At 43.4% G+C, this 15245-nt stretch carries 11 protein-coding genes and 1 pseudogene; 4 read left to right on the top strand and 8 right to left on the bottom strand.

Translation table 11 applies throughout. The features are described 5' to 3' along the window. Positions 1-757: 757 nt before the first annotated feature. The 3 genes and pseudogenes from AC04NP_RS08055 to AC04NP_RS08045 form a co-directional block, all read left to right on the top strand. Positions 758-1681: pseudogene (locus tag AC04NP_RS08055) on the top strand (Abi family protein); the annotation flags it as partial. Positions 1682-1769: 88 nt separating this feature from the next. After that, the gene (locus AC04NP_RS08050; protein ID WP_482859048.1) at positions 1770-1973 is read left to right on the top strand and encodes a hypothetical protein; all 204 of its coding nucleotides are present in this window, start codon (positions 1770-1772) and stop codon (positions 1971-1973) included. A gap of 416 nt (positions 1974-2389) precedes the next feature. Continuing rightward, a complete protein-coding gene (locus AC04NP_RS08045; protein ID WP_482859047.1) occupies positions 2390-2989 on the top strand; it encodes an alpha/beta fold hydrolase in 600 nt (199 codons plus the stop codon). Positions 2990-3103: 114 nt separating this feature from the next. Here the strand turns inward: AC04NP_RS08045 and AC04NP_RS08040 are convergent, their stop codons facing one another. Further along, entirely contained in the window at positions 3104-4087 is a 984-nt protein-coding gene (locus AC04NP_RS08040; RefSeq protein WP_482859046.1) for a phosphatidylinositol-specific phospholipase C, read from the bottom strand. Positions 4088-4104: 17 nt separating this feature from the next. Further along, positions 4105-4278 (bottom strand): hypothetical protein, encoded by a 174-nt coding sequence (locus tag AC04NP_RS08035; RefSeq protein ID WP_482859045.1) that lies wholly within the window; start codon positions 4276-4278, stop codon positions 4105-4107. A 273-nt stretch (positions 4279-4551) separates the two neighbouring features. Here AC04NP_RS08035 and AC04NP_RS08030 point away from each other — a divergent pair, with 273 nt between their 5' ends. After that, on the top strand, positions 4552-5673 hold the full coding sequence (locus tag AC04NP_RS08030) for a sialidase family protein (RefSeq protein WP_482859044.1): 1122 nt from the start codon (positions 4552-4554) through the stop codon (positions 5671-5673). A 122-nt stretch (positions 5674-5795) separates the two neighbouring features. Here AC04NP_RS08030 and AC04NP_RS08025 read toward each other — a convergent pair whose 3' ends face one another. The 6 genes from AC04NP_RS08025 to AC04NP_RS08000 form a co-directional block, all read right to left on the bottom strand. Beyond that, a complete protein-coding gene (locus AC04NP_RS08025; protein ID WP_482859043.1) occupies positions 5796-6266 on the bottom strand; it encodes an NUDIX hydrolase in 471 nt (156 codons plus the stop codon). Positions 6267-6484: 218 nt separating this feature from the next. Beyond that, positions 6485-7570: an alkaline phosphatase family protein gene (locus tag AC04NP_RS08020; RefSeq protein WP_482859042.1), complete on the bottom strand. Its 1086-nt coding sequence runs from the start codon at positions 7568-7570 to the stop codon at positions 6485-6487. A 307-nt stretch (positions 7571-7877) separates the two neighbouring features. Then, entirely contained in the window at positions 7878-9317 is a 1440-nt protein-coding gene (locus AC04NP_RS08015; RefSeq protein ID WP_482859041.1) for a SusD/RagB family nutrient-binding outer membrane lipoprotein, read from the bottom strand. Between the two features lie 31 nt (positions 9318-9348). Then, the gene (locus AC04NP_RS08010; RefSeq protein WP_482859040.1) at positions 9349-12609 is read right to left on the bottom strand and encodes a SusC/RagA family TonB-linked outer membrane protein; all 3261 of its coding nucleotides are present in this window, start codon (positions 12607-12609) and stop codon (positions 9349-9351) included. A gap of 212 nt (positions 12610-12821) precedes the next feature. After that, entirely contained in the window at positions 12822-13937 is a 1116-nt protein-coding gene (locus AC04NP_RS08005; protein WP_482859039.1) for a TIGR03364 family FAD-dependent oxidoreductase, read from the bottom strand. A gap of 2 nt (positions 13938-13939) precedes the next feature. Beyond that, a complete protein-coding gene (locus AC04NP_RS08000; RefSeq protein ID WP_482859038.1) occupies positions 13940-15244 on the bottom strand; it encodes a DUF5690 family protein in 1305 nt (434 codons plus the stop codon). Between the last annotated feature and the right edge of the window lies 1 nt (position 15245).

Genomic DNA, 15245 nt, shown 5'->3' with positions numbered 1-15245 from the left:
AATTAATGTGCTGGGCCTTGAAATTGTTGTGAAGTTAAATAAATATTTTCCAACTTATTATTGGCTGCATTAAAACCCCATCCCCAAAGTTATCTGAAACTGCAAAGGCTTTCTCCGGTCTCCTACATCCCAAATACTATATAGAAAGGAATAAGAATTGCTGAATTACTTAATTATGGACTTATTCATTTATAAAATACCCAAGTTTGGATATTGCCTATTTTCCTACACCAAAGCATATTGTGTATTAGATAGTTAGGAATCCCTATTTTTAATAAACTACTATTAAACACAACCTCTATGCTTAACTATGTAGCTGAAAATCAATCAAATGAAAATTTTTCAATGAACCATAATCGCACTTTTCACCTTGCTGGTTAACGAACAAGTAAGCAATTGTCATTTACATCAATCTTAAACTGTTTCCAAAACGCCCTAAAAACCCATAAGCAATCCATTAGGATTGAGCCGGCCAAACTTAGTCTTAAGACTAATTTGCATTCCGGGAAAATATATTTATTTTTAACTTATTAGGTATTAATCACTTTTGGCAACATGTCTACCCCCCTTCCCATTAGAACAGGGCGCTCAGAGTGGACTTTTTTTATTTATCGCTATGTATAAAGTGCCATATACAAAATCGGCACTCAACTATGTCGACCAACTGCGACAATTAAAAGATAGAGGGCTCAAAATAGAAAACACACAGAAGGCATTACATATTCTTGAAAATATTAGCTACTAAAGATTAAGTGCCTATTGGTTTCCAATGCTTTCCAACCCAAAAAGCGCACACATCTTTAAGCCAAATGCCTCATTTGATCAAGCCTTTAAGTTATATTGCTTCGATCGGGAATTAAGAAAACTAATATCTGGTGAACTTGAAAAAATTGAAATTGCAGTAAGGGCAAAGATGATCTACATTTTGGCTCATAGTCACAGTCCATTTTGGTTTAGCAAACCTTCTATCTTCTTAAATAGAAGAAAACAGCATTTATCTATTCGAAAACTCAAGAAAGAGGCCGACAGATCTGATGAAGAATTTATAAAATCGTTTAAAAGAAAATACGCAGACCCGCTACCGCCAAGCTGGATGATTTTGGAAATCTCATCATTTGGTAACTTGTCCAATTTATATAAAAATTTAAACCCTGGAAGGGACAAACGAAATATCGCCCATTATTTTGGTCTGGACGATTCAACATTTGAATCGTGGCTTCATAGTTTTACTTATGTCAGAAATGTTTGCGCCCATCATTCAAGGTTTTGGAATAAGAGAATGAGCATCCAACCCAGGATACCAACTTCTCCATACCATCCATTCGTTAGTATCACACACCTGCCAAGCCCTCGCCCTGGAGGTAGTACATGGAGGATAAACGACTTAGCCCCCTTAATAAGAACAGGGAATTTGCAGATACATCGGAATATGATTCCGTGCAAATTAATAGTTGATATGCTACCTTCCACCAAAGAAAAACAAAAACAGCCTTTAAAAATCACACATACTACTATAATTTATCGCACAAATTCAATAAGTATTTGTATATCAGATATTTACAATACAACTTTACGTTGTCCATTCAATTGTCCATTGAAGTTTCTTGACTTGATTGCCCCTCTTAAGGTATCTTTCGGTCTCTTTAGCAGGAAATTAGCTCGCCAGATAAGCTATCCGTAATACTTGCTGTTGTGTAAGAAACGGCTTTTATGATGATAACAACGCAACTGATCAGACCTTTGACGCAAGCGTTAGAAGCTTATCTTTTTTGGACCAACCTGAGCCATTGACCGAGCCCAAGGAGTTGGAAGTAGTAGAAGAGCCTGCTGTTGGAGATGGGTATGAATGCTCTGTCAAAAGCTATGAAGCGGCGGCAGAGTATAATGAAATGCTCTTATTGGATCCGGCCTCGGATGTGATTTATCCGGGGGCGGTAATTGTTGGGAAATCTGTTACACTATTTAAAAGATAACTCAAGCTACATACAGTTCAATACAAAATAAGACCTGTATTTTAACAATTAGTCATGTTACACCAACCCGTCACTCCCAAGAGTGGCGGGTTAGGATGATTTTTAAAGCGCAATATGTGATGGGTGCCACATTTGCTTACTTCAAAGATCCTGATGGAATACAGTTAGAAATATTTAAAGTGCGAAATAATCGGGATATTTCCAGCCAATAATCAGGATCTAATTTCCCAATCGACCTTTCCTTTCCTCTCATTTGATTTAGAATTTACAGGCTATTTTAAACTTTTGGTTGGATCATCTATCCATATTTTAGTGGCCAAAGTGCAAAAAATGCAAAAAAAAATTGACACTAACGTTACGTCATAGTTTTCCTTTGCATTGTTGAATTAAAAAATGCTTAATCAGCGCTACTGCCAATGAAAAAAACAATAATTACATCTTTCCAATTATTGTTTGTCCTTCCGCTTACCGGCTATAACATGGAATTGAACCAAAACCCGATTGAAATGCAAAAAAAAGTGTTGAAAACACCTCAAGGTACCTGGAGGTACCTGGTGATTCATAGTGGAAAGAATGCGCTACTATTTATCCATGGTGCCAGCTCAAGCAAAAATATTTGGAGAAATCAGTATGATATATCACTGGAAGACCATAAGAATATATTTGTGGACCTATTGGGTTATGGAGAAAGTGATAAGCCGGATAGTGGCTATAGCCTCACCAACTGGATTGAAGGAATTCATTCGATACTGGAAAGCGAAGGTGTAGATAAAGTTGGCATCGTGGCCCACAGCAATGGAGTAATTTTTGCAAAGGAATATTACCGGTTCTACCCGGATAAAATTTCTAACCTGATATTGCTGGATGGAATGCTAAAACAAATCATGGAGGATAAAATGCTGGAATGGATGAAATCAACACTGGAAAGAAGTGATTACAGTAGTTTTATGGAAAATCGCGTTAAAAAACTCCTTATTTGGTCAATCGATGGCTTTAACGGCAATTACTTCAATTAGCTAGAATAGCTATTGATTACTCCGGTATCTACAAATAAAACAAATAACAAATTGAGGGAACCGGAAAACCCGGTTCCCTCATCTTTATAAAAACCTTCAGTCAACCGCTTTATTTCAAGGAAAATTCGAGTTGACAACCAATTGATTCCTGGTAGAATTGGCAAAATCCATGGCCACAATTCCAAACCTACCATATTTTTGGGGGGTAAAATAACTTTCAACCTGGGGATTCATGGTGTTGGATACAGCAGGGATGTTTGGAATGCCAAACATCCCTGGCTTGTATCCGCTGGTAAAGTTAATAAACAATTTGTCTGCACTGGAAGAAGAAGCCTCATTTAAAAGGCCCTCAATAGCATGCCACTTTACATTGTTATCAGGCACCACATAGTTATCCTGAATTTTGATGTTTCCATAAGTATTGGTTATTTCAAACGTAGTATTATCGGCCCAGGCCGTCGCATTGATCCCTTTAGGTGTGTTTACTACCCCAAAACGCCTGAAAAGTACAATTTTACCTCTTACTGAACCGAGTGTCGGCACGGCGTCTGCCAAAACCCATTTTCCGGGATTGGCCTGTACATAAGCATCAAAGGTTGCTTCAAAAGAGCGGGTGTTATTCTGGGGGGTATGTTCTTCTTTCACAGACATAATAATACATTCCGATGGATGGCCGGACAAAAAATTAAAACAGGCATTCAAGACATCATTAAAATTCAGGTATTGATAAACCGCCCCGTGATGGATGGTAAACGCGTCATCGATATGTCGGCACCGGATATCGAGAAACCGCGTGCCGGCGTTCAGTTGTTCCCCGATGGTAAGATCCTGACACTTGGCCGTTCCGGACAAAAGTGGCGGATCATATCTTGCCCCGGTGTCATGCGTCCCCGGTATCGAAATAGCTGAGAGTTTAAGACTACCATCGATCGCAGACATCCAGTTGGTAAGTGTGAAATTTACAGGGGTCAACTGTTCTTTTTTTGCAGGGATCAACTGGTTCCCTGCCGTTTGTGGCTCGACTCGTTCTTCTTCGCAAGAAAATAACATAAGAAAGAAAAGCGCTAATGTGGTTGAGAAAAATAAATTTAACTTCATGATAGTTTTAATTATGGTTAAAATTGATTTTTTGTCTGGTCAAATACAGAGCTAATGATGGTCTTTCCTTTTTCGGGAGTCCTTTCCGCTTGTTTATTAATTACTGCCTCAGTCTGTGGGGCTTCCTCCCACAGCTTGGAAGCTTCAATGGGTAAATAGTCCGGTATTAACATCCAAAGCCTGTCTGACATTTTTGTAAGTTTACTATTTTTATCAGTTGGCTATCTAAAAGACAGACAATGTGCTACTCATCTACTATTAAGATTTGAAACTTAACGTGGGGTTAATCTTTCGGTGTGGATTCAATCATAGAGAAAACATTGAATCTTTAAAAAACCTTTCAAGCAACTTGACTTCAGATGGTATGGGGGCAAATCAGCTTTTTCTGAAATAACATTGACAAGATCATTTTTATTAGATACTTTGTATACAAAGATTTTTGCAACTCAAACTATTTTCAGATAATGTCGCCCAACTGTTTCACCAATCTTCACCTGTTGCCATATGCCTTTGTAAAGATATCTTTGCTCTTAAGCATTTCCTTTTTTATTCTATCTTGCCACCGTACCAAACCGGTTTCAGAGGATGAGACTACTTCTGTACAACTCCCGAACCAAAACACCGATACAAAAGTGACCATAGTCCGGGAAAGTTTTATATATGAAAAAGCCCCCTTTCCGGAATGTCATGCCTCCTCTATTGTTGAGTTAGGTAACGGAAAAATGATGGCCACATGGTTTGGTGGGACAGAAGAAAAAAATCCGGACGTGACGATTTGGTTATCGGTCTTTGAAAATGGAAAATGGGGCGAAATCAGTCAAATCGCAGATGGTATTCAAAATGAAAGCCTGCGTTATCCCTGTTGGAATCCGGTGCTGTTCAAACATAGCTCCGGTAAGCTGTTTTTGTTTTATAAAGTAGGACCAAACCCAAGGGAATGGTGGGGGGAGATGCGTTATTCTTCTGATGATGGGAAAAGTTGGTCTGCCTTAGAAAAGCTGCCGCAAGATCAACTGGGGCCTGTCCGGGCAAAGCCTATGGAAATGTCCAATGGTGATTTGTTGTGCCCGTCAAGTATTGAGTATACCAATAGCAACTGGAGGGTGCAGATGGAGATTTACAAGCCTGGAACCAATTCCTGGGACAAAATGATGGTGGATCGGGATTCTGAATTCGCTGTGATTCAACCTACGATCCTGCGGCATTCGGATACGCGGTTACAAATTCTCTGCCGCAGCAAGCAAAACAGGATTGTAGAAGCCTGGTCTGAGGATGATGGAAGGTCGTGGGGAAAATTAAGTGCTACTTCCCTGCCTAATCCAAGTGCTGGGATCGATGCTGTCACAACATTCAACGGTGCGCATCTATTGGTCTATAATCCTACCGAAGACGGGCCGAATGACCGGGCAAAATTAAGCCTGGCTATTTCTGGTGATGGTAAAAGCTGGAGGGATGTTTACCGACTCGAGGATCAGCAACGTGGTGAGTTTAGTTATCCGGCGATGGTCCAAACAAGTGATGGTTTGATGCACATCACTTACACATGGCATAGGGAGAAGATAAAACACGTTGTTTTGAAGTTATAGGGAATTTGGGAAGGGCTTTTGTGTAATAAGTAAGGTAATACCGCTAAATCCTGAAACATCATAAGGGCAAACCTAAGATTGAAGTCAGGTATATTTTTTAAAATTTAAATCAGAGGCATTCGTCAGTCTTGTGTTTTTACTGCTTCTTCCAGACGCTCGATAAGGGGAACCTGGGCGGAGTTAATCTTTTTTTTTGCGAGTTCTATCGGCAGGAATTCCCCTTTATCCATCTCGGGAAATTGCTGTTTTTTTCCTGAACGGGGAGGCCATTCCAGCTCAAAAAAATTGCTTTTCAAGATGAATCCTTCCGGCAGGTCTCCCTCCATCGCCCAGGCATGGACTATTTTACCGCCTTTTTGTTTGATTGAACCAAGTGGCAACAGTTCCCCTTGTGCGTTAATGCCTGTTTCCTCTTGAAATTCCCGGATGGCAGCTTCTAAGAGGGGTTCACCTTCTTCCGGTATTCCCTTGGGAATACTCCAGACCCCTTCGTCCTTCTTTCGAAAGAAGGGGCCACCAGGGTGAAGCAGCAACACTTCCATGGAAGTGTCGCTAAAACGATACATCAATATTCCTGCGCTTGTTAATGCCATTTTGTGCCGATATGACAAATCCAGTCAGTCTGTGACCGATTGTTTCTTAGCAATTTGACGTAACTACAAAATATTTGTTCCACTCAGCTAAAGGTTTTTAACTGAATGGCTTGGGATGAATGATAAAGGTTTTCCGGTACATGTAAAACTATTGATGATTCATTGTTGCGCCATCGGGTTTACAACACTTATTCGGTACCATTCGCGCAATCGGTTTTTCATTTATCAGTGATCATGGTAATTCGTTTTCCTGACTTAGCGCGCTTGTACTCAATCCCTAAAGCCCGGGCTACGGTGGCTGCTATTTGATTCTGATAGAACTGCCCTTTAATGTTATCACCAAGCGGTTCAGTATCCGGGCCCAATGCGGCGATCCAGATCTGATCTGCATCATTGATTTCTGTTCCGTGGCTTTTCCAGGTATCTTTTGGTTCGGTGCCTCTGCCGTGATCGGTAGTAATGATCATCGTAGTTTTATCTTTGTAGCCTTCCGTGGATTGAATGTACTGCCAAAGCTCTTTGATAAACTGGTCGGTTTGATGCGCAGATTTCAGATATTGGTCATACTCACCATCATGCGCAAAATCGTCCGTTTCGCCGTAGGCTATATACAGCAGCCGGGGTCGGTGCTTTTTAACATACTCCATGGCAAAGTGATGAGTAAAGGCATCCAACCTCACTGATCCCCAGGGGCTGGGAATTTCATCTTGCAGTTTATTCAGAAAAACCTCCTTTTCGGTAAGGGGCTGGTCTGCTGATTTTTCAAAACCAGCATTCACTGGTATACCACTTCTTTCTTCATTGATAATGAAAGGAAATACATCCCATGAACCAAAAGCGGCTACCTTTCCCTGAAAATCTTGTTGTTTGTTAATGTACTCCAGTACCGTTTCGTTCGGATTGGGAACCTTGTGGTTAGAGTCAATCCTGGAGTCGTCAGCAAATCCGGAGAGGATCTCGTTATAACCAGGATATGAAAACCACATCCGGTTAGTGGTATTCACCTTACTCCCCTTCCACCGGTTACCGTATAGCTGACCTTTTTCAGCAATGACCGACCAAAAGAAAGGCATTAGCTGCATCCTTCTCTCTTCTGCACCAACTGACCAGAACAGTTCCTTCAGTTCATCCGGATTTTCAACGTAGTCTTTGTCGCCAATTAATGTAGAATCTGCCCCACCAAAAACCTCCTGCCACCGCAGGCCATCCAATGTGATCAAAAAGACATGCTCCGTTCGGGTTTTTTGGGCGCATCCCTGAAGGGCAATAAATACAAAGAGTGCAAAAATAATTAGTTTGTTCATTTGATTTCGCGTGTTTTGCAGTGTTTAGTTTGCGCAATTTAAAAAAATTTGTGTTAGGATCGGCGTTGAACATCCCCCTGCCGCCCACGCACTTGTATAGCGCGGGCGGACGTGGCTGTTGCACAACGTTTTCGACAAAATTCTTTGTGTCTCTTTGTGTCTTGGTGTCTTAGTGGTTAACCATTTTTCACCGCGGAGGCACCAAGACACAAAGAGACACAGAGGTTTTTACCTGTAAAACAGAGGCACGGTCTTAAGTTGTACAACACCCACAGAACGCTGGCGCCAGGTTAAGCATTAAGTTATCTCAATTCTCCCACCAACCTTTTGCATTAATATCGTCACCACCGATGGCATCTACCGCCTGCCGGTAGCTATCCGCATTTAATGACTGCTCGCGATCGGGATATAAAAACCTGACCGGTACCTGGTCATTATTTACGTTGTCCTGACCCGGCACGATGATGGAGGGCAGGCCTGTTCTCCTGAAATCGTACCAAGCCTCCAGGCCAACCATGAAGGAGGCCAGCCATTTTTGTCTCATAATGGTTTCTAACGCACCATCGTAGGCCACACCCGGCTGGGAAAGATAAGCATCCATGTCCTGCTCAGTATTCCAATACGCAAAGGAAGCAGTTATACCGCTCTCATAATAGGTTGCTGCGTCGCCGGTAATCCATCCTCTCTGGGCTGCTTCGGCCAGGATAAACTGTAATTCTGCATATTGCATCAGGGAAGATCCCACCGCATCGGGAGACCTGAAAAACAATGCCTCGTTGAGCCTGGATACATTGGAAGCACCCCCATTGAAGGTGGAGGCGTTGTTTTCACTAAGCCCGTTTGGCAGGCCCACAAACAGGGCGGGGTCATCATCAGGGTTGTCAGTGGGTTGAAACCAGGTGTCGAGCCTGTTATCGCCAAACTGCTTCAGGACCGCCTCGCTGGTCTGGCTCAGGCGGTGTTCATCGAAACTTCCGATTCTGCTACGACTGATAGGAAAGGAAGTGGCCACACTCTGCGCCGGAAAGAGCAAAACAGCGTTATCTTCGTTGCTTTCAAAAATGGGTTCATTGTCAATAATCTGCTGCATCTCGGCAGATACATCACGCCTGTTGGATATTCTCATCAGATATCTGAGCCGAAGAGAGTTGGCCAGCTTCCGCCAGGCAACAAGGTTACCTTCATACAACAAATCGCCTCCTAAAATGGGAATACCCTGGGTCAGCAAATCATTGGCCTGCGCCAAATCGGAAAGAATTCCCGTATAAACAGTTTCCTGTGAATCATAACCCGGTTGAAACGCTCCATCGGTGGCACCTTTGATAGCATCTAAATAAGGTACACTGCCCCAGCTATCCGTAAGGTTTGAATAGATGTAGGATTTCATAACCAGCGCTATTGCCTCATAACTGGCATTTCTTGTTTCCTCAGCACGGGCTGACGCTATAATCATTTCAACTTCCGTAAGATCACCATAGAAGTTATTCCATTTACCGCTTTCAGATCCCCAGTTGTAGCGGTCGAAGCCGGTGAAGTTAATCTTGGCGGTAAGTTGGGAGACAATATTCCCGTTGTTCCAGCCGGTATTAACCAGATCGGTCAGTGTATTGGAGATTACGGTAGAAAGTAACAAGTCAGGTGTGACCGACTCAGGCTCGTTGTTATTGGTGTTGATTTCGTCGAAATCATCCGTACAGCCTGCCAAAATCAGGAGGCAAACTGTTATTAAAGCAGTAATTCTTTTCATTACAAAATATTTTTGGTTACTGTCAAAATCATCAGAAGGTAACATTCAAATTAAATCCAATACTTCTCGAGCTGGGTGTTGCCATATCTTCAACCCCGGGAACGATAGTACCCCCATTAAAAGATAGGGTTTCAGGATCGAAATGAGGGTTTTCGGTCCATAATGCCAGATTCCGGCCTACGGCAGAAATAGTAACCGTGCGTATAGGAGTTCCCTGCAGCATTGATTGAGGCAGGCTGTAAGATATCTTTACTTCTCTGAGCTTTAAAAAAGAAGCGTCAAACATACCCACTTCTTCATTGCCCCTGTTGTAACGCCACCAGTAATAATCCCTGCCACTTAGCCGCACATCATTGGGCCTGTAGGAGCCGTCTGCATTTTCAACCACCCCTTCAGAGATAATGCCTTCTTCCCTGCCTTCGGCAGTAAAATCCATCATACCGGAGGTACCTCCAATTAAAACGGTTCTTGAATTCACCACACCGCCATGCCTCCAATCAAATAAGACACCCAGGGAGATACCTTTGTAGGTGAATGTGTTCTGGAAGCCCATCATAAAATCCGGGTTGTAATTACCGAGGTTTTTCAACGTTGGGTCCCTTATAGCAAAGCCATTTTCATCGTGGATTACCTGGCCGAAGAAGGGACTATTTTCATCCTCGACAGTTTTAAAACCCGTTCCGTAAACATCCCCCACTCTACCTCCTACTCTCGCCTGAACTTCAATGTAGTTATCTGAAATAGTATATACATCCAGATCGTCGATCAACTCTTTTACAGTGCCCCGGTTTCTGGTAAAATTCACCGTAGACATCCAGCTAAATCCATTCTCGGACTGTAGTATCTGTCCATTCAAAACCAGCTCTACTCCCTTATTCTCAATCTCACCGGCATTAATCATTCTGGATCTATAACCGGAGGTATATGACACCGGAAGTTCGAGAATCTGGTTTTTGGTATTAGCCTGATAATAAGTAGCATCCAGCCCAATCCTGCCTTTAAACAACCGGATATCTGCGCCCAACTCAAATGAATTAGACTCTTCGGGTTTAAGGTTGGAATTTCTTAGTACTTCTGAGGCATTTACCCGTGCTACGTCGCCAAACGGCTCCTCAAATGGAAAAGTATTTACTAACGAATAGGGGTCAGTATCATTACCCACAATGGCCCATCCTGCCCTCAACTTGGCAAAGGAAATGAACGAGGGTAATTCAGTCATATCAGAAATTATGGCACTTAACCCAACTGAAGGGTAGAAATAGGAATTGTTGTCCGAAGGCAAGGTACTGGACCAGTCGTTTCGACCTGTAATATCCAAAAAGAGGATATTTTTATATGAAAGGTTGAAAAAACCATATAGACTCTGCACCTCCCGCTCGTCATTAAATTGATTTTTTGCAAGCGGTTCAGCCGCATTTCCAAAATTAAAGATACCCGGTACGGAAAGGGCATTAGCGCTGACTCGCTTGTACCTGTTTTCATCTTGTCTCAGGTTACCCCCGATAGACGCACCCACCTGGAAGATGCCATCGAGGTCTTTATTGTATGTAAGCAGGAAGTCCGTATTTTGCTCTCTGAAGTAAATGTCATCCTCCCGGTACTGACCTCTTGGAAACCGCTGCGTGCTAAAAGCCCTTCTTCCCGTACGTAATTCATTAAATAAATCAAGCCCTGACCTTATCATGAAAGACAATTCATCGGTAAGCTGGAAATCTACCCTGAGGTTACCGAAAAGCCTGTCTTTATCGAAGCCATTCGTATTTTCATACATAGTAAAATACGGGTTATCATGCCAGTTGTAATTATAGTTAAACTGCTGAATTCCCTCTTTTCCCGGCTGCCAGTAGTCGCGCAGGGTACTCATGTCGATCTGCCGGCCAAACCACACCCACAAGTACATAATGTTTTCAGTACCATAAGAGTTGTTAGGGCGGTTATCACTATTACTGTTGACATAGTTCATCGAGGCGGTGACTTTAACTTTTTCACCTATATGATAGGAGCCACTCAGGGCGAAATTATCCCGGTTGTAATCTGTGTTGGGAAGAATACCCTCGCTGGTAAGCCTGGTATAGGCAGTCCTGAAATTGCCATTCTCGTTAGAACCACTCATCGCTATGTTGGTGGAACTGGTGTATCCTGTTCGGAAGAAATCCTCAATGTTATCGGGACTGGCAGTCCAGGGCAGAGGCGTTGCTTCATCCGTAAAGTTACCTTCTTCATCCCTGGGACGCAGTGTAAAGTCACCCGCTCTGAAACCGGAAGAAGTAGGGCTATTATGCTGAACAATCGGTTGGCCTTCAAACCTGGGGCCCCAGCTTTCATCGATATTGTCATTAATACCTGCTCCAAAACCATCGCCAAAGGCAAACTCCCCGCCTGCTCCCTGACCGTATTCATTCTGGTATCCGGGTATTCTCAAGGGTCTTTCAAAAGTGACATTTTGATTGATATCTACCCTGAACCCCCCACTGTCTTTGCCAGATTTGGTGGTGATCAGAATAACACCGTTAGCGCCCCGTGACCCATACAAAGCTGTGGCATTGGGGCCCTTTAAAACCGAAATCGATGCTATATCATCGGGATTAATATCCTGGGCACCATTTCCGTAGTCGGTCTCCAGATTTCCTTCGGCCTGGTTACTGGTAGTCCTGTTACTGATCGGAATACCATCGACGACAAAAAGCGGTGAGTTTTGGCCCGGTATCAATGAGCTTTCACCCCTGATGGTGATCAATGAAGTCGAACCTACACCAGAACTCCCACCTACCACCTGTACACCAGCTACCCGGCCGGCAAGTGAGTTAACAACATTGGTTTCGCGGGCTTCGGTCAACTCATCACCCTGCACTTCCTGTACAGCATAGCCCAATGCCTTTTGCTCTCTTTCAACGCCCAGGGCTGTTACCACAATTTCATCGAGGGAGGTGACATTTTCTTTCATGGCCACGTTAATGACAGTTCTGTTGCCGATTATTTCCTCGACGTTGACGTATCCGACAAAAGAGAATATCAGTGCTTCCGCCTCATCCGGAACCGTCAGGCTGTAAGCACCGTTAACATCGGTGACCTGTCCAATGGTAGTGTTTTTGACAGTTACAGTTACAAAAGGCAATGGCTGACCGGTAGAGGCGTCGGTAACTTTTCCGGTTATGGTAAAGTTTTCAAGGTGCTTTTTAGAATAAGGAGTTTCCCCAGCCCGGAGGGCTTCAATGCCAAAAACCTGCGTGAATAACAAGCACAGAAATGCAAGAACTCCCGAACAGAGCACCCTCTTTAAACAATTTTTCATAATTTTACGTGTTTTACTAAATCGTAATGTTTTGGTGAAATATTAAGGTTATTGAAAGCCATAGCATCCGTCCAAAGATTACCTGGCTTTTAATGGCCGATTGTGAAGTGCCTGATAGGCACTTCTTTCTTTTTTGATAATATTTTTACATAGGCATGTTTTCATTTAGATAATTCCTTCATAAGTTTTAAAACTGCTTTTGTTTCCCAACTCTAAACAGCGGCAGTAACCTCCTCCACAAGGCCAAATGACAAGGTCATTCCGGCCCCGCCGAGTCCGTTGACGATTGTCACCCCTTCTTCCGGAGTGAGAATGATTTCAGTCGATCCGTTTTTCATCTTTGGGTATACCCCGTTCCAGTGTGTGCCGACAGTCCAGTCTTTGAACCGCGCAAATGTCGAAAGATACTGCAGGATCATATCGTCGATAACTTTTTGATTGAAGGGCGTAAGATTCAATCCGTATTCATGCGAATCCCCGACTGTCAATTCCCCGAGGCCGTTTTGTGATACCATCACGTTGAGCCCCCATTCAAGGTAGGTGGGATGTTCTTCTTCATAATACCGTTGCAAAGCTGCATGTGAATCCATCGCCTGGAATGAACCGTAATGCACCAATGAAAGGCCTCCACATAAAGCCGGGCCAATTCTCCACCCTTCAGGCTGAGATACCAGGCGCATCATTTGCAGCTTACACTTGGTGATGTCGGTCTTTTTGAATTCTTCGGGAAAGAGGGTTTCGAAGTCCGCTCCACTGCAAACATAGATAAGGTCCGCCTCATAGGTTTGTCCACCTGCTTTCACTTTCGGGTAGGTAACTTCCGTGACAGCAGTGTTCCAGTGAAAGCCGACGCCATAATTCCGGGCTAAAAGCTCAGCAAGGTGGCAAATAGCCTGACGGGGATCCACGATTACCTCATCTTCGCTCCAAAGGGCGCCCAGCAGTCCATTTTCAATCACCGCCCCTGATTTTTTCATGGCTTCCCCCGGCGTCAATACCTGGCATCGGGTGTTTTTCAAAGCAAATTCTTCGATAACAGCCATTTCCTCCGGCCGGTGGGCCAGGTGAAGGCTTCCTGCTCTCTCAAACCAAAGCTTTGCTTCGCCCGCCATTTCTATCCATACCTCCCGTGATCTTAGCGCCCGGTCATAAAGCTTCCCCGTTGGTTGCCCAATTGGCCAAACCATCCCAAAATTTCGGACCGATGCGCCCTGGGCTTTTGGATGCCTTTCAAACACTTCAACCTGCCAGTTTTTCAAGGCAAGTGACCTGGCTGTTGCCAACCCAACAATACCTGCTCCTACCACAATGGCTTTTTTCTTAGTCATAACTATGTAATTAGTATAATTTGTTTTCCGGATGTTCTTGTATAAGTTTTGTACTTCAGATGAAAGTAAACAGACGCTATGAGTGTAATCGACAAACCGATCACCGAACTTATCAACAGGGTATTACTGAAAAATATCGTCCACGAAGTGTTTTTGAACCCTCCCAACTCTTTGTAAAATAAGAAGGAAACACTGCCGAGATAACCGAAGCTATCGGCAAGATATATTAGAAATCCAGCATTGCCAGCGTGCCGAAATACCGCTATAAAACGTTCGAACAGCACACAATTAAAAGGTACATAGGCCATGTATAAGCCCAGCCCTACCGCTATCATCCAGAGAACAGGTGTAACCGCTTGTCTCAAAAATAACAGGGTAAAAACCAATATGATCGCAAAACCAATCATAATGAGAAAGTGGTTAATCATCAGGGCTTTCAAATTGTTTTTTATCAATACGAGCAGGCTGATGATAAGCAGCACGGTTAGTGAAATCGGTATTTCTGTTTGGGTAAAAATGGCAGACTGATCGGCTAGTCCCTGTTCCTGCCAGATATTGGCAACGAAATTATCCCTTACGTCCCTTAACAAAGTGAGAAATACGTATGCGATTACCAGCAATGTAATGCCAAACCCATATGACTTCAGAAGCTTCAGCCGGTCTTTTCCTGTCATCGGCACACGTGCATGGCGTAGTGTCACATCCTGGGCTGTCGGGACCGGTGTCTGGTCAAGCAGCCAGGTAAACACGAGCAGAGGCAACATAAAAACCAATCCGGTAAGGCTTGGCATCCACCATTGGCTCACCTCGAAATTAATCATCAGGTAGGCGCCGACTGACTTGACAAGGCCTGAGGAGAAAATAAAACTTACACTGAGAAAGGCCCCCATAAACTCCGTATACCTCCTCCCTTCAAGATAACTGAATACCAACCCCCACACCATACCGAGTGGAAAGCCATTGATAAAAAGCAGGGTAATATTCAAAGGTTCCGGTACCAGAGGGAAAAGCAACAACGCTATCCAGGACGATAGGATAAACAACAAAATAAACCGGGCTCTGGAGTTTTGCCCCATTTCGGAAATAAATTTGACACCATAAAATTTAGAAAGGGTGTAACCGGCAGTCTGAGCAAAAATGAGCCAGATTTTATAGTCAATTCCCAACCATACCATCGAGTCGAAAGTGGCTACTGTAAATGGCTTACGAAAAGCATACATACAAGAATAAGTGCCAAACGCTGCAACGCCGGCGGTAAGTGCAATCAGTTTTTCATTTTTGCCGGAAAGTCGGTCTTTCAGGGTCATT

It is taken from the genome of Agaribacillus sp. DX54 (assembly GCF_056858335.1).
This window is presented reverse-complemented; position numbering and strand designations above follow the sequence as displayed.